Here is a 15057-nt window from a genome sequence, read left to right on the forward strand (position 1 = left end):
TTCCTGCTCCATGGAGAGGGCGTGATTCAATACCCAGTTGCCGATTCCAGCCGCCGTGGATCCCGAGAGGTCCCTTGAACCCCACCCGACTCCTGCTGCTTTCCGCATTGCTGCTGCCGGCATGGGCCTCCGCCCAGCGCGTAACCGTCCCCGTCGACGTAGGCGTGGGGCCCGCCGCGTTCTTCTTCTTCGGCCCCGTCTTCGACGACCAGCCCGTGCACACCGGTCTCAAAATCTCAGTGGATGCGGTGTTGGACCGTGACTGGCTGAGAGAGAATCAGCGCCACATCCCGAAGCGCTATCGCAAGCAGGCGCAGAGCGTGGACGAGATTCGCATCTCCCCGTCCATCTTCATCCCGGACACGCTCATCATCTCCCCGCAGACGCGTCACACCGGCATGTACGGCGCCACGTGGAAGCCGCTGTCGCTGGGCCTGCCGCTGTCGCGCAGCCCGGTGCGTCTGTCCGTGGGCGGCGGGCTGCTGCTGACGTACGCGTACCTGCACTCGGACACGCTGCCCAACACGCACTTCCTGCGGCCCGGCGCGGAGCTGGGCGTGGACCTGGAGCTCCAGTTCTCCAAGCGCTTCCTCGTCAGCCTCGGCTGGGAGTCCGCCCTCTACGTGCCGCAGGAGCTGGGAGGCCTGGGGCTGCCGGACCGCGTGCGCGACGGCATCTTCCACGTGGGCCAGGCCTACCTCCAGCTCCACGTCCGCTTCCCGTACACCACGCGGCTGTGAGCCGGGCCTGAGGCGCACGCGCCGTCTGCTGCGCGTGAGGACGGGCGCGGCTAGCCTGCGCCGCCATGCACCTGGTCCTTGCCACCGAAGCGCAGAAGGCCGAGAGAGACCGCGTCACGCACTCTGCCTGGGGCTCGCCGCTGACGGTGGAGCAGTTCCATCAGCGCGAGCTGCGGCTGCGCTCCCACCCGTGGTGCGCCGCGGGCATGAAGACGTGGCTGCTGTGCGAGGACGACGGCCGCGTGCTCGCCTCGTGCGAGACGTTCCACAACGACAGCTACCTGCGCGGCGCGGACGGCCGCTACGCGCACGGCGACAGCTTCTCCATCGCCAGCGTCTTCACCGAGGACTACCTGCGCGGCCGCGGCCATGCCACGCGGCTGATGGACCTCGTCGCCACCGAGCTGGAGCGTGCCTCGCCGAAGGGCCACGCGGCCGTCCTCTTCTCCGACGTGGGCGCGCCCCTCTACCGGCGCTCCGGCTACGAGGAGGTGCCCGCCTGGGACTGGAACCTGCCCGCCGGCGAGGCATCCGCCTCACGTCGCGTGGACGCGCTCCGCCGAGACGCGGACGTGGCGGCGGCGCTGGAGCGGATACGGCGACCGGACGCGCCCTTCTATCTCTGGCCGAGCCCCGCCCAGTTGGACTGGCACCTGGAGCGCGAGCGCGTCTACTCGGAGCTGTTGCCCCGTCCCCGCCCCGAGGCGTGCGGCGCGACGGTGGGCGACTCCACCGCCCTGTGGGCGATGATGGCCCGCTATGGCGAGCTGGTGGTGCTGATGCTGGACGCCCGCTCCGACGCGGACGCCGCCGTGCTGCTGGAGACGGCGCGCGCCGTGGCACACCGGGCGGGCCTGGCGAAGGTGGTGCTGTGGGAGGAGCCGGCCACCGCCGCGCTGCTGGCGCGCATGCCCGGAGCCACCCGCGTGGCGAGGGACGGCTCGCTGCCCATGCTACGGCCCCTGCGGCCGGGCCTGCCTCCGGCCGCGAGTATCCCCTTCCCTCGTGCGCTCTGGGTTTGAGAGCAAAGGCGGAAAGGATGGGGGCCATGGCCTGGTGTCGCCACCTCATCCTCGTTTCTCCCCTGTGCGTGAGCGCCGCGCGGGGCGCAATGGAGCCCGCGGCCAGGCGTATCCGCATCATCCCCCGAGTCCCGCCCCCTCCGTGTGAGCGCCCTGCCAGGGAGACGGAGCCCACGGCCCGGTGCACCCGCCTCCCCGCTCGTGCCCTCGGGTCCGAGCGCTCCGCCGGATAGGATGGACCTCCATGGCCAAGCGCACCCGCATCATCGAGGGGACCTGGAACTGCACGTCCTGTGACACGAAGGGCATCCTCGCGCGCCACAAGCTCTGCCCGAACTGCGGCAATCCCCGCGAGCTGACGGGCAGGGAGTCGGAGTTCGACTTCGGCGACGTCGACGCGAAGACGGGCAAGGCGAAACGCGAGGGCGTCTCGGACGCGCAGGCGCTGGAGCTGGCCGGCGCGGGCGAGGACTGGTTCTGCGCCTACTGCGGCGCCGCCAACCGCGGAGACATGCCCCGCTGCAAGCAATGCAGCGCGGAGCGCACCGACGACGCGAAGGCGACCACCAGCAAGGACCTCCCCTCCCCCGAGGCCGCGCCCCAGCCCGTGGCGCCGCCGAAGAAGGGCATGGGGAAGAAGGGCCTCATCGCGCTGGGCCTGCTGTTCTCCTGCTGCTTCGGCTCCGCCGTGTTCGGCATCTGGGGCAGCCGCACGCACGAGTACGACGGTGACGTCACGGGCACGGAGTGGAAGCGCGCGGTGGTGCAGGAGCGCTTCACGCCCGTGGCGAAGACGGGCTGGAAGGACGAGCTGCGCGGCACGTCTCCGCGCATGCCCGTCAACGGCGCGGGTGAGGTGGCGGGAGTCACCAACGTGCGCGACTGCGTCTCGCGCCAGCGCGGCACGCGCCGGGTGGCGGACGGCACGGAGCGGGTGTGCCGGACGAAGTCGCGCCGCGTGGCCTGCGGCACCGAGGAGAAGTGCCGCCGCCGAGACAAGGGCAACGGCTTCGTGGAAGAGGTGTGCGAGGACGTGACGAAGTACTGCAGTGAGAGCTACGAGGACTGCCAGAACGAGACGCGCTACCGCACCGAGCCCGTCTACGCGACGCAGTGCATCTACGACACCTACGAGTGGAAGCAGGTGGGCCGCCGCGAGTCCTCCGGCACGGATGACCGGCCGCGCTGGCCGGAGCTCTCCATGAGCGGCGTGGACCGGCTGCGCCGCGAGGAGCAATACGCCGTCCACATCCGCTACGAGGACGACGGCCAGAAGCAGCACGTGCTGGAGCCGAAGAGCGAGCAGGACTTCCTGGCGTGGAGGAAAGGCCAGGGCGTCCGCCTCACGGTGACGAACCTGGGGAAGGTGGAGCAGGTCGTCCCGCGTTGAGTCACCGAGGTCAACCATCCATGGAGTGCACCTGCTGTGGCGCCTGCTGCGTGGCGCCGGACATCGCCGCGCTGGACAAGCCGCTGGGCCTGCGCTGCCCGCACCTCGGCGAGGACAACCTCTGCCGCGTGTACGAGCAGCGCCCGTCCGTCTGTCGCGACTACGCCGCGGACGAGGTGTGCCGCCTCATCGAGGCGCCCACCCTGGACGAGCGCGTGAAGAAGTACCTGGACCTCTTCGGCCTCGCGGAGGAGGCCCGCGCGGTGAAGGAGCAGGGCTGTCCCACCATGCGCAGCGCCCGCCGCCTGGCCGCCGCCCGCCCCTCCGATGGGACGCCTTCCGGAAGCCGCGGCGGGTAGACACCCGGCCGCATGGGCGTTATCCCGGGCCCGTGCGATTCCAGCCCACCCAGCCCTTCGTCCCCGCGCCCGGTCTGGCGAACGAGCACGCGCAGACCATCTACGCGTCGCTCGTGCGCCCCACCCACGCGCCCACGGCGCGACGTGAGCGCCGAGAATTGCCCGACGGCGACTTCGTCGACCTGGACACCTTCGACGGCCCGCGCGGCGCGCCGCACGTGGTGGCGCTGCACGGCCTGGAGGGCTCGTCCCAGGCCGGCTACATCACCGCCATCCTCCGCGGCGCGGCCGAGCGCGGCTGGGGCGCCACCGCGCTCAACTTCCGCTCGTGCAGCGGCGAGCCCAACCGGCTGGCGCGCTCGTACCACTCGGGTGACATCCACGACGCGCTGCTGGTGCTGACTGAGGTTCGCGCGCGCGTCACCGGCCCCCTCTTCGCAGTGGGCTTCTCGCTGGGCGCCAACGTGCTGTGCCGCCTCCTGGAGGAACAGGGCGACAGCGCGCCCGTGGACGCGGCCGCCTCCATCAGCGCGCCGTACGATTTGGACGCCTGCTGCCGGAAGATTGACGGCCCCGGCCCCTTCCACCGGCTGTACCGCGAGCGCTTCCTGCGCACGCTGAAGCAGAAGGCGCGCGAGAAGCTGAAGCGCTTCCCCGGCGCCTTCGACACAAGGGCCCTGGAGGCCGCGCGCTCCATCCGCGCCTTCGACGACGCCGTCACCGCGCCGCTGCACGGCTTCCGGGACGCGACGCACTACTACGCCGAGGCGTCCTCCGGCCCCCGGCTGCACTCCATCCGCCGGCCCACGCTGCTCCTGAGCGCCGCGGATGACCCGATGCTGGAGTCCCCCGTCATCCCCCCGAGCGCCACCGACAACCCGCTGCTGAGCGTGGTGCTCACCGAGCGCGGCGGACACGTGGGCTTCGTCGGCGGCCGTGCGTACCGGCCGCGGTTCTGGGCGGAGGACCAGGCGCTGGAGTTCTTCGCCGCGCGCGTGCGCTAACCGAAGGACAGCAGGAAGCCCAGCTTCGCCGTGGGGCGCGTGTTGCGCACCCGCCAGGGCTTGATTTCCTCCGGCGCCAGCGCGTCGCGGTAGGGCTCGTCCAGGTCCTCCATGCCGGGGCCGTACAGCTCCATGACGCTGAAGCCTCCCCGGATGAAGAACGTCAGGTTGCCGGGCGCCTGCACCTCCAGGCCCAGCAGCGCGCTCGCGTACGTGTAGCCCACGCGCTCGAAGGAAGGGCTGGGCGGCAGCGTCCGGTCCGACATCCTCCGCTCCAGGCTGCGCGCGTCCGCGGGCTCCGCATGGCCCAACTCCAGCGTCAGCGCTGGCGTCATCCACCCGCGCAGGGGCAGCAGCGTGAGCCCCGCGCGCGCGCCGCCGCGAATGCCGTTGTGCGTGGCGCCCAGGTGCAACCGCAGCTCGTGTCGGGGACGGAAGGACAACGAGAGCCCCGCGCCCTCGGGCATCCCCGCGTCCAGCATCAACCCGAAGGGCGCGAGCCGCTCCGGGTCCTGAACCCGAGCCTGCACCCGCGCCGGGGACGCCGGAGGCGCCGAGGGCCGCGCGCCCGCCGCCAGCGCCACCCGCGCCGTCAGCAACAATCCCAGCAATGTGAGCGCTGACGCCGCCCCCATGAACCGCCTCCAACTCCCCACCACCGCCATCCCGACCTGCCGCACCCTGGTGGAGCGTGCCCGCCTCCACCTCCTCCGCCTCCACCGCCCGAACCGGTACGGACGGCGATGCCGCCCACCCCGATTCCGCGATGCCCGACCGCCCCGCCCTGCCGCTCCACCCGAACAGGACGGCGAGCCGCCCCTCCAACCCGCCGCCCCTCCATCCGCCGTGGACCGGACTCCGTCGAGGCCCCACCTCGCCGGAGTCCATCGCCTTCCCCGCCCCACCCCTACCGCCACGAGCTCGCAGTCCTCCGAACTCCGAAGTGCCGCTGCACCCGCGCCGCCACTCCCCCTTGCCGGCCTGTCTGCTCCGGCCCACGCCCGCGAGACCTGCCTCCCCACTCCAGGCACCGCCTCGACTTCGCCCTGCCCCCACCTGCCCGGCACGTACGGCGCTCCCCACGCCCCCATCCCCCGTCCGCCGTACCCGCCGTTCCCAGCCGAGGGGGGGTTGAAGCATCTCCCGTGCCAGTCCCTGCCAGAGGCCAGAAGCCCTGTGATTTCCGTTGCTTGCGGGAGAATGCGGCGTGCGTCCGGGCCCGGGGCCGGAGGGAAACCGGAAAAAACTCCGGCCCCCGGGGGGGACCGTCCTAACGTGCCGCGCGCCCGTTGAGGTGGAGGAGAACCGCTTTGCGCCTGCCGGCCGCCGCAGCCCTGCTCGCTCTCGTCGCCTGCTCCCGGACGACGGAAGGCCCCACGCCCCGTATCCAGGGAGCCATCAACCCGCTCACCCGCAACGTCACGCCCCCGCGCATCTGCAATGCGCAGGGAGGCGAGCGTGGCTGGCGGCTCGAGGTGGCCGGTGAGTCCTTCGCCCCCGTGCCCGCGGATGTGCTGGAGGACGACCCGCCCGGAGTGGCGCTGCCGGAGATCACCCTGCGCGGCCCCACCACGCTCACGCTGACGAGGGACCGCGTCTTCTACGTGCGCGCGGAACTGCTGCTGCTGGACGTGCCCACGCGGGACTCGACGCCGCCGGCGGAGCTCCCCGAGGGCAGCTACACGCTGGAGGTGAGCAACCCGGTGGGCGGCAGCACCTCGCTGGCGGACGCGGTGGTCGTCGTCGGGCCTCCCACCGTCACGAGCGTGGTGCCTCCGGCGAGCGGCTACTCGTTCGTGGAACCCACGCCCATCGTCATCAACGGGACGGGCTTCCGGACCGGCACCTTCCCAACCATCGACCTGCGCGGAGCCGACGGCGCGACGCGCTCGCTGTTCGTCCTCGACGTCCCGTCGGCCACGCGCATCGAGACGGAGATTCCTTCCGGCACGCCCGAGGGCGTCTACGACCTGGTGCTCACCAGCACGGAGGGCTGCGCCAGCACGCTGTCCCAGGCCGTGCGGATCACCTACCCGCGGCTGGGCACGATCACCGTGTCGCCACGCACCGGCAGCCAGCTGAGCAACGACGCTGTCACCTTCACCAACGCGCCAACTGGCGCACAGCGCGCCTTCACGGGGCCACCGAGCATCTTCATCCTCGCGCCGCTGAAGACGAATCCGTCGGAGGTCGTGCGGATTCCGCTGCGCGACATCACCTACCAGTCGCCCGCGCAGGTGACGGCGGTGGTGCCCAGCTGCTCCGGCTTCGACGAGCCGGACGCCACCGGCCCGGCGTGCCCCAACGGCATCGTGGTCGGAGGCCCCTACGCCTTCGAGATTGGGGACCCGGGAGGCGCGGTGGGCGAGGTGCCCGCGTCCCGAGGCTTCACCGTCACCGTGGGAGCGGGCCTGGCGTCGAACACGACGGCGTGCGCCCTGTCTCCCGAGAACTGCGGAGCGTCCGCGCCATGAACGCCCTTGCCCTGCTCGCCGCGCTCTCCACGCTCGCCGCCTCGGAGCCCTCGACCTCGAACGGGCCCGACAGGAACATCCTGATTGCCCCCAAGGTGGGCTTCTTCAAGACGACCACGCCGCTGAGCGGAGACCTCTACCTCGCCGCCGAGGTGGGCTACGTCACGCCGCTGCTGGAGCGGCGGCTCGCGGTGGTGCTGGAGGTGAACTACCACCGGCCGAAGCTGACGGGCACGGTGACGGACCCGCAGCTCGGTGGCTTCGGCGCGCCGCCGCCGGACGGGAGCTATTCCGTCGCCCTGCGCGAGGTGGCCTTCCAGTTGTCGGCCGTGTACCGCTTCGAGCACGCGCTCGGCACGCTCACGCCGTACGTGGGCGGCGGCCCCGGCCTGTACCTGCACCGCGCGACGTCGGACATCTTCGGCACCGTGGCCTCGGAGAGCGACGGAGGCTTCGGCCTGCAGGCACTGGCGGGCATCGAGATGCCGCTCGGCTCGGGAGGCGCCTTCCTGGAGGCGCACTACCACTTCGCCCCGGTGGACCTCGTCACCACCGGTGACGTCAACGCGGGTGGCTTCCTCGCGAGCCTGGGCTACCGCCTGCGCCTCTAATCAGAAGGTCCCCATCATCCCACCCAGCACGCTGCCGCCCTGGGTGGTGGCGACGAGCGGCGTCACCGTGACGCCGCGTCGCTCCGCGAGTCGCGAGGCGCCGCGCACCGCGCGCCAGTGCGAGACCTCGTAGCCGATGACCGCGCCGACGACGGCGCCGATGGGCCCGGCGACGCCGAGGATGACGCCCTTGCCGAAGGCCATGGTGGGCATGGTGCCGATGACGCCCAGGCCCATGCCCATCGCCGCGCCGAGGTAGGCGGCCCAGAGCTTCCCCTCACCCCCGAGAAGACTGCCGATGGCCCACGCGCCCACGGGCGCGGTCCCGGCGACGCTCAGGAAGGTGGTGAGGAAGGACGTGAGGATGCACATCCGCTCCGTCTCCCGTAAGCAGCGCGTGCCGACGAGGGCATCCATCGCGGCGGCACCGCTCAGCGTCAGCGCGCTCGCCCCCGCGAGGTCGAGCAGCGAGCGCAGCAGCGGCACCCCGAGCGGCTCCGGCTCCAGGTACACCGAGGGGGCCGTGGCGTTCGGCGAGGGCAGGAGGCTCAGCGAAGGGGACTCCGTTCGCGCGGAGGCCTGAGCCGGCTCGGTGGCTGCGTCCTCCACGGAAGGATGGATGTCTTCAGCGCTCGCTTCATACCGCTCGGGCGACGCAACAGGGACCTCGGCCGCGTCCTCCACCGCGGGCGGCGTGAGGACCTCGGGCGAAGCAGCACCGGTGTCGGTGGGCGCCGCGTCCACGGCCGTGTTGGCCGTCTGCCCGGGGAAGTCGATGGGCTCGAACGGCGCGCCGGCCTCCTCCGTAGGCGCCTGCGTGCTCTCGGGGAACGCATTCCACGCGCCCTCCTCCGTCGTCTGCGCCCGGCCGGACCTGGGAACGAGCATGAGGAGGAGCAGCAGCGGCACGAAGCGGACGACACCCATGGCGTCCAGCGTAGCCGCGAGGCCCCCGTCCCGCCCATGCCCCCTCCCGGCCCGCATGGCTCCGCGCGTCAGGCCTGCCCCACGGGCGGCTTCAGCACGCGGAGCAGGTCCTGCGCGAGCAGGTCGTCCATGGCCTGCTTCACCGCGCCGAGCAGGTGCTGGAGGGCCTCGGTCGTCTCACCGTGGGCCTCGCGCACATTCTCGTGCCGGCCGTCGAAGATGCGCAGCCGGCCGGGCACCAGCGCGATGACCGGCAGCACGGGGTGGCGCTTGCGCAGCAGCCCGAGGAACAGCGGGTGGTCCTCGTCCGGCCTGCGCAGGTCCACCACCACGAGCGCCGGCGGCGCGGAGGAGATGGCGGCGAACGCATCATCCGTGTCGCCCGTCGCGGAGACGGACAGCCCCGGCTCCTCGAGCATGCGTCGCAACAGCTCGCGCGAGGGCGTGTGGGGACCGACGATGAGAACGCGGCGCATCGCCTGTAGAATCTAGCCCTTCCACACCGCGATGGCGGCCCCCACGAAGGCGACCGCCGTGCCCACCCCCCGGGCGAGCGTCACCGGGCGCCCCTCCACCATTGCATCCCACACGATGCTGGTGAGGAGCTGTGCGCCCATCAGCAGCAACGCGGACTGGACCGCGCCCAGGCGGCCGATGGCCCACGGCATGCCCAGGACGATGACCACGCCGCACAGGCCCGGCAGCAGGTGCCAGGGGGTGAGCCCGTCGAAGAAGCGGCCCTGGCCACCGGCGGGCGCCGCGGCCTCGGGCCAGAAGCCCGGCACCGAGCGCGCCACGACGTAGACGGCGAAGGTGGCCACCGTCGCCACCACCATGTTCATGAGGACCGCACTGAGCAGCCCCCATTGGCCCGCGAAGCGGCGGTTGAGACCGGCCTGGGCCACCACGGCCAGGCCGCACAGCAGGGGTACGAGCGAGATGAGACGCATGCCGCGCGCTGGGTACCGTGAACCCTCCCCCCTCCGCAAGAGAGGACCCCGGCCGGTGGGGGAACGGGAGGTCAGGCGACAGCCCAACCTTCCAGGTTTTCTTGATGGTGGCGAAACGCGGGTTCCCGAGCTACTTCCCCCGCGCGCGTATGGGTACTCCCACCGAGCTTCACTTCGATTGCGGCACCCTGGTGGCCCCGGTGCTGCCGGACGACGCCCGCCTGCTTGGTCTGTTCCAGAGGGACGTGCGCACCGGGGTGTACCGCGCGCCCGCGTGGCACTACCGGGACGTGGTGCTGCGGCTGCGAGAGCTGGGCCTGCCGTACGAGGACAAGGCGAAGCGCTTCGAGCCGCTGGAGCTGGCACTCACCTCTCCGATTGAGCCCTTTCCGCACCAGCGCGCGGCGCTGGACGCGTGGACGAAGGCGGGAGGCCGGGGCCTGGTGGAGCTGCCCACGGGCGCGGGCAAGACGCTGATGGCGGTGCTGGCCATTGCCCATGTGAAGCGGCCGACCCTGGTGGTGGTGCCCACGTTGGACTTGATGGCGCAGTGGCAGGGCGTGCTCGCGCGCCACTTCTCCGTGCCGGTGGGGCTGCTGGGCGGCGGGGTGAGTGACAGGCAGCCGCTGACGGTGACGACGTACGACTCGGCGGCGCTGCAGACGGAGTTCCACGGCAACCGCTTCGGCCTGCTCGTCTGCGACGAGTGCCACCACCTGCCGGCGCCGAGCTACCGCTTCGTGGCCGAGGGCTCGCTGGCGCCGTACCGGCTGGGGCTCACCGCGACGCTGGAGCGCACGGACGGCGGCGAGCGCGTGTGCGAGGAATTGCTGGGGCCGCGCGTGCACCGCACGGACATCCGCGAGCTTCAGGGCGAATACCTCGCGCCCTACGAGGTGAAGCGCGTGGAGGTGCCGCTGCCGCCGGACGAGAAGGCGCGCTACGACGCGGCGCGGGCGCTCTACGTGGGCTTCGTGCGCAGGCTGGGCGTGCAGCTCTCCACGCCGGAAGGTTGGGCGCGCTTCCTGGCGCAGAGCCAGCGCAGCGACGAGGGCCGCGCGGCGTACCGGGCCTATCGCGAGCAGCGGCGCATCGCCCTCACCTCCAGCGCCAAGCAGGAGGTGCTGTGGCGCATCCTGCTGGAGCACCGCGAGGACCGCGTCATCGTCTTCACCGACGACAACGAGACGGTCTACACGCTGGCGCGCAGGCTGCTGCTGCCGGCGCTCACGCACCACACGCCGGTGCCGGAGCGCAAGGCCCTGCTGGCCGCCTTCGCGAGCGGCGAGCTCCCGGTGCTGCTCACCTCGCGCGTGCTGAATGAAGGCGTGGACGTGCCCGACGCGCGCGTGGGCGTGGTGCTCAGCGGAAGCGGCAGCGTGCGCGAGCACGTGCAGCGCCTGGGGCGAATCCTCCGCAAGCGCCCGGGGAAGCGCGCGCTGCTGTACGAGGTGTGCTCGGCGCAGACGGCGGAGAGCGGCATCAGCGAGCGGCGGCGCCAGCACGACGCGTACCAGGGGGAGGCGTGAGGTGCTGACGCGCGACCTCCTTGCATACCGTGTCCGTGAGGGCGTGCTACGCCCCGCCTATGTGAAGCGCGACGACGCCGCGCTGCTTGCCTTCGCCCAGGAGCTGCTGGCCGAGGCGGAGGCCTCGCGCGGCGTCATGCTGGACGACGTGGAGGAGTCCTTCGGGCTGAAAGCCGGCGCCTTCACGCGTCCCAAAGTGGCGCGCGGGTTGGTGAAGCTGCTGCTGGACCGGCTCTCTTTCGACGAGCCTTCCCCCGGCGTGAGCGAAGCGCGCTGGGAGCGGCTGAAGACCGCGGCCTCGGTGCTGCGCACGCTGCCTCCTGACGCGACCGTCGAGTCCTACGAAACACGGCTCGCGCAGGCCCTGCCCGCGCCACTGCCCGAGGTCCGCGAGGCGCTCTACTCCGACCTGCCGGGGCACCGGCGGCTGGTGGGCTGGGATGCCGAGCCCCTCACCGCGCAGGCCCTGGTGGACCGCTACAACCTCGCGCTCGCGCAGGGCCCGCTGCTGACGGCACGGCGCCTCACGCTGCGGGCGCTCGCGCCCGAGTTGCTGCGCGTGCGCAAGGTGCTCCGCTGGCTGAAGTTCTGCCGGCTGGTGGCCGAGGTGCGGCACGTCGGCGAGGACTGGTCGCTGGAAGTCGAAGGCCCGGGGGCGATGCTGGCCCTGCAGAAGAAGTACGGCCTGCAGCTCGCGTCCTTCCTCTCCGTGGTGCCGGTGCTCGGCCGATGGGAGCTGACGGCCACGGTGGAGACGGCGCGCAAGCACGCCACGCTCGCGCTCAGTGACAAGGACCCGCTGGTGTCACCGCTCCCCACCTCGCTGGGCCACGTGCCGGAGGAGGTCGCCTCGCTCGCGCGGGGCTTCGAGGACGACACATGGGAGCTGGACCTCACGCCGCTGCCACGTCACATGGGCGCGGCCGGGTTGTGCGTCCCGGACCTGACCTTCCGCCACCGCGAGTCGAAGCGCGAAGTGGCGCTGGAGCTCTTCCACGCGTGGCACGCGGCACCGCTGGCGCGGAGGCTGGAGGAGCTGCGCTCGCGGCCGGACCACGGACTGTTGTTGGGAGTGGACCGCGCGCTGGCCAGGGAGTCGGCGGGGCGCGAGGCGCTGGAGGCCCATCCTCAAGTCCTGCTCTTCAACGGCTTCCCGTCCGCGAAGAAGCTGCGCGAGCGGCTCGCGCGACTGGGAGCGGAGGCGCCCCGGAGATGAATGGCGTGGAGATTCGGTCAGCCCGGCTTCGGTTTGAACTGCGCGGCGAGCACGCTGAGGATGCGGATGGCGGTGCGGTCCAGCTGGCGGGCGCGGCGCATGAGGCGGCGCAACTCGGCGGATTCGCCGTAATCGCTCGGCGGCTCCGCGGCCCACTTCACTTCCTGCGACGGCTTGAGCCCCAGCGCTTCGTCCGCGGAGATGGAGAGCACCACGCACAGCCTGCGGAAGGTCTGGATGCTCGGCAGCATGTGGCCGCGCTCCAGTCGCCCATAGACTTCGCTCGCGATGCCGATGCGCTCCGCGACGTCCGCCTGGGTCAGGTTGAGGCGGGTCCGGGCGAGGCGCGCAGCTCCTCCGAGGCGGGATGCGAGTGTCTTTTCCATGGGGTCGTTAACCTACCGGGTCCGCCTATGTCGATATGACTTGAGAGGTTGGCATCCAAGAACTTCCTGGGTAGTCTTGTAGGCTGGTGACCCCGTGCATCACACCGACCTCACGGGTCATGCGGCAGTGGATGTGAAGCCATGTTGACCTTCCTGTTCGTGGACGAAGACCCACGCTCACTCGCGGCGATGCGGCGTCTGGTGAGGGATTTGCCAGGCTGCAAGCGCTTCGCGCGCGGCGTGGCGGAGGCGCTCGCCCTCGTGAGGGAAGAGCCTCCCGCCGTCGTGGTGAGCGGAGAATTGCTACCAGATGGTGACGGACTGAACCTGTTGGAGCAGGTGCGCGCGCGCTACCCACGCACCCTCTGCGCGCTGCACGCGGCGCTGCCGCCACTGTCGCTGCGCACGCTCGGCATCACCTGGATGGACCGCGCCGCGCCGCCGTCAGAAGTGCACGCGCTCCTGCGCGAGCTGGTCGCGGGTGTGGCGCCCCAGCCGGCCTGATACGTCGGGTTTCCCGTGGAGCTGCGCCGCGGAGGGTGGACACGCGACCATACGGGTCCAGTGACAACTTCGTCAGTAGTACTGCCCCACGTACCGCCCTCAAGTTGCACCCGTTGGAAAGACTGGCCGGCTGGGCCTCCGCGCCTGCGGCACCTGGCCGGCCCAGGGGGGACCGGACAGGTGTCCGGAGCGCCCCTGTCCCCCACGTATCGCTCCCCGTGCTCAGGTACCGAGCGGGAAGAACTTGAGGATGGAAGTACCGTAGTCCTTGGTGGACGCGAGCACGACCAGGTACGGCTTTCCGCCGGATTCGACGGTATGGGTGGCCAGGAAGAACTCGTCTGGAGTGGCCTCGAGCACCACCCGCTCCTGTCCCGCCGAGTACTGCACGACCCGACTCTCGAAGCATACGAACAGGTGGCCTCCGAGATGGGTCGTGTCGATAGCGCTCCCATCCTGCTGCACAAGCAGGGGCCTGTCGTCCGCCGGCATGAAGCCAATACGGTCCCCTTCGTTTCCAAGGACGTAGAAGCCTCGTCCCGCCGGGTCCATCCGGGTGACGGTGTAGCCCGTGAGTCGCGAGAGTGACGCACGGAAGTCTCGAAGCGCCCGCTCCCCTTCCGAGGGCTCCGTCACTGGCATGAATCGGTCGTCCCCCACGGTCCACTCCCTGCCCCGAAAGTCCCAGACGTGCAGCCGTGGGGAGAACCAGCAGAGTCCCGTGGGCGGCTCCATCTGGGGGGAGAGCGCGAGACGACGCATGGAGTCCGCCTGGAAATCCACCTCCAGCGCGAACTGCTCTTCCGAGGGGAAGAGGTAGCAGCGCTGCCCATCCGGGGAGACCAGGCAATTGCCAATCGAGTAGTCCGTCACGGCATCCGGGAAGGCCAGCCGCCGCACGCTCTCGCCGGAAGGACAGGCGACGATGCGCAGCCCGGAGTACCCCGAGTTGACGAGAAGCTGAGCGTGGCCGCTGCGCACTCGGGCGATGTAGATGTCTTCCTGAAAACGTGTTTCACGGCACGCACCCAACAGCAGCATCCGGCACCTCCACATGGGGACACCCGCGGTGTCCGGCTACATCCTGAGCCTCTTCCTCGGGTCGACCGACCCTGGCTTCAGTGCCCCGCAGTGGGGACAAGCAGCTCCGGTGTGCTGCCCGCTCGAGCTGTAGGTCTCCAGTTCGGCGCCGCGGCCCACATGAAGTGGGTCGCGATGACGAAAGGAGCCATTGGGAAGCTCGAATACCTGGGCACCTTTCACGCGCATGCTGGTCCGCTTGAACAGGTTGAGCGGGGGAATCGTCTCTGAATCCCTGGGAACTCGCGGCGGGTTCAGGTACGGAGGTTGGCTCCCTGGGGTTGGATTGGGAAGGATGCCACAGACAGGGCACTTCTCCTCCTTCTCCTTGCACTTCGTCCGGGTATCGGCGACGTCGGTCGGCACGGCCTTCGCCGAGTCCCGGACCTTGGATGCGGCATAAACGGTAACGCCCAGACTCACCAGCGCCAGCACCGCATCGTAGAGGATGGTGGGTGGGGTAACGGGCGGAAGGTAGGGGGCAGGGACGGCCCATGGGAGTGACTCAGGCGCGGCCCTGCACGGCGCTCGCGAGCTGCTCCGTCAGCAGGTCGATGGTGTAGTCCGGACTGACGACGGGATTGGCGAGCAGGGCCCGCACGGACGGAACCTCGTCGAACCCGGGTCCGGCCATCAGGTCCAGCCCGACGAACTGGGCAATGCCTCGCTGGGTCCGGATGCCATGCTTCCGGGCCCTTTCGTGGGCCGCGGTCACCCGGGCCAGCAGCGTGGCGTCGTCCAGCGCGCCCGTCGCCTCCGGGACATCCCGCCGGTACTGCTCCGCGAGCTGACGGTCGAACATCTCACGCCAGGCTTCTTCCAAGTCGAGCAACTGCTCAGCGCTGAGCTTCAGCATGCGTCCTCT

Annotated in this window: 17 protein-coding genes; 10 read left to right on the forward strand and 7 right to left on the reverse strand. The window is 71.0% G+C overall.

The features are described from left to right. The first annotated feature begins 74 nt into the window (after nt 1-74). The 5 genes from ACVTJA_RS42670 (at nt 75) to ACVTJA_RS42690 (ending at nt 4515) form a co-directional block, all read left to right on the forward strand. Nucleotides 75-740, forward strand: a complete 666-nt coding sequence (locus ACVTJA_RS42670; RefSeq protein WP_465829311.1) for a hypothetical protein — start codon at nt 75-77, stop codon at nt 738-740. A 65-nt stretch (nt 741-805) separates the two neighbouring features. Beyond that, a complete protein-coding gene (locus ACVTJA_RS42675) occupies nt 806-1762 on the forward strand; it encodes a GNAT family N-acetyltransferase (protein ID WP_465829313.1) in 957 nt (318 codons plus the stop codon). 244 nt (nt 1763-2006) lie between these two features. Further along, nucleotides 2007-3152, forward strand: coding sequence for a hypothetical protein (locus ACVTJA_RS42680; protein WP_465829315.1), 1146 nt, complete (start codon nt 2007-2009; stop codon nt 3150-3152). A 20-nt stretch (nt 3153-3172) separates the two neighbouring features. Further along, the gene (locus tag ACVTJA_RS42685) at nt 3173-3511 is read left to right on the forward strand and encodes a YkgJ family cysteine cluster protein (RefSeq protein WP_465829317.1); all 339 of its coding nucleotides are present in this window, start codon (nt 3173-3175) and stop codon (nt 3509-3511) included. 32 nt (nt 3512-3543) lie between these two features. Continuing rightward, the gene (locus ACVTJA_RS42690) at nt 3544-4515 is read left to right on the forward strand and encodes a hydrolase (RefSeq protein WP_465829318.1); all 972 of its coding nucleotides are present in this window, start codon (nt 3544-3546) and stop codon (nt 4513-4515) included. Here ACVTJA_RS42690 and ACVTJA_RS42695 read toward each other — a convergent pair. After that, on the reverse strand, nt 4512-5150 hold the full coding sequence (locus ACVTJA_RS42695) for a hypothetical protein (protein WP_465829320.1): 639 nt from the start codon (nt 5148-5150) through the stop codon (nt 4512-4514). The two genes, ACVTJA_RS42690 and ACVTJA_RS42695, sit on opposite strands and share 4 nt — an antisense overlap. Nucleotides 5151-5825: 675 nt before the next feature. Here ACVTJA_RS42695 and ACVTJA_RS42700 point away from each other — a divergent pair. Both ACVTJA_RS42700 and ACVTJA_RS42705 read left to right on the forward strand, forming a co-directional pair. Continuing rightward, nucleotides 5826-6989 (forward strand): hypothetical protein, encoded by a 1164-nt coding sequence (locus tag ACVTJA_RS42700; protein ID WP_465829322.1) that lies wholly within the window; start codon nt 5826-5828, stop codon nt 6987-6989. Next, nucleotides 6986-7600, forward strand: a complete 615-nt coding sequence (locus ACVTJA_RS42705) for an outer membrane beta-barrel protein (protein WP_465829323.1) — start codon at nt 6986-6988, stop codon at nt 7598-7600. The genes ACVTJA_RS42700 and ACVTJA_RS42705 overlap by 4 nt, the downstream gene beginning before the upstream one ends. On the opposite strand, the gene ACVTJA_RS42710 is transcribed toward ACVTJA_RS42705, so the two are convergent. The 3 genes from ACVTJA_RS42710 to ACVTJA_RS42720 form a co-directional block, all read right to left on the reverse strand. Further along, complete coding sequence (locus ACVTJA_RS42710) at nt 7601-8527, reverse strand: hypothetical protein (RefSeq protein WP_465829324.1); 927 nt, start codon at nt 8525-8527, stop codon at nt 7601-7603. A 68-nt stretch (nt 8528-8595) separates the two neighbouring features. After that, entirely contained in the window at nt 8596-9003 is a 408-nt protein-coding gene (locus ACVTJA_RS42715) for a response regulator (protein WP_465829326.1), read from the reverse strand. 12 nt (nt 9004-9015) lie between these two features. Beyond that, a complete protein-coding gene (locus ACVTJA_RS42720) occupies nt 9016-9477 on the reverse strand; it encodes a DMT family transporter (RefSeq protein WP_465829328.1) in 462 nt (153 codons plus the stop codon). A 149-nt stretch (nt 9478-9626) separates the two neighbouring features. Here ACVTJA_RS42720 and ACVTJA_RS42725 point away from each other — a divergent pair, with 149 nt between their 5' ends. Together ACVTJA_RS42725 and ACVTJA_RS42730 are read left to right on the forward strand one after the other, a co-directional pair. Further along, nucleotides 9627-11006, forward strand: coding sequence for a DEAD/DEAH box helicase (locus tag ACVTJA_RS42725; protein ID WP_465840653.1), 1380 nt, complete (start codon nt 9627-9629; stop codon nt 11004-11006). 1 nt (nt 11007) lies between these two features. Next, nucleotides 11008-12222 carry a DUF790 family protein gene (locus ACVTJA_RS42730; RefSeq protein ID WP_465829330.1) on the forward strand — a complete coding sequence of 405 codons (1215 nt, stop codon included), beginning with the start codon at nt 11008-11010 and terminating at the stop codon, nt 12220-12222. Nucleotides 12223-12239: 17 nt separating this feature from the next. On the opposite strand, the gene ACVTJA_RS42735 is transcribed toward ACVTJA_RS42730, so the two are convergent. Beyond that, complete coding sequence (locus ACVTJA_RS42735; protein WP_206724971.1) at nt 12240-12608, reverse strand: helix-turn-helix transcriptional regulator; 369 nt, start codon at nt 12606-12608, stop codon at nt 12240-12242. 141 nt (nt 12609-12749) lie between these two features. Here ACVTJA_RS42735 and ACVTJA_RS42740 point away from each other — a divergent pair, with 141 nt between their 5' ends. Next, nucleotides 12750-13112: a response regulator gene (locus tag ACVTJA_RS42740; protein ID WP_465829332.1), complete on the forward strand. Its 363-nt coding sequence runs from the start codon at nt 12750-12752 to the stop codon at nt 13110-13112. Between the two features lie 222 nt (nt 13113-13334). On the opposite strand, the gene ACVTJA_RS42745 is transcribed toward ACVTJA_RS42740, so the two are convergent. Both ACVTJA_RS42745 and ACVTJA_RS42750 read right to left on the reverse strand, forming a co-directional pair. Then, nucleotides 13335-14153 (reverse strand): hypothetical protein, encoded by an 819-nt coding sequence (locus ACVTJA_RS42745; RefSeq protein ID WP_465829334.1) that lies wholly within the window; start codon nt 14151-14153, stop codon nt 13335-13337. 544 nt (nt 14154-14697) lie between these two features. Further along, nucleotides 14698-15048 (reverse strand): hypothetical protein, encoded by a 351-nt coding sequence (locus ACVTJA_RS42750; protein WP_465829335.1) that lies wholly within the window; start codon nt 15046-15048, stop codon nt 14698-14700. Between the last annotated feature and the right edge of the window lie 9 nt (nt 15049-15057).

This window comes from Pyxidicoccus sp. M6 (assembly GCF_055568925.1).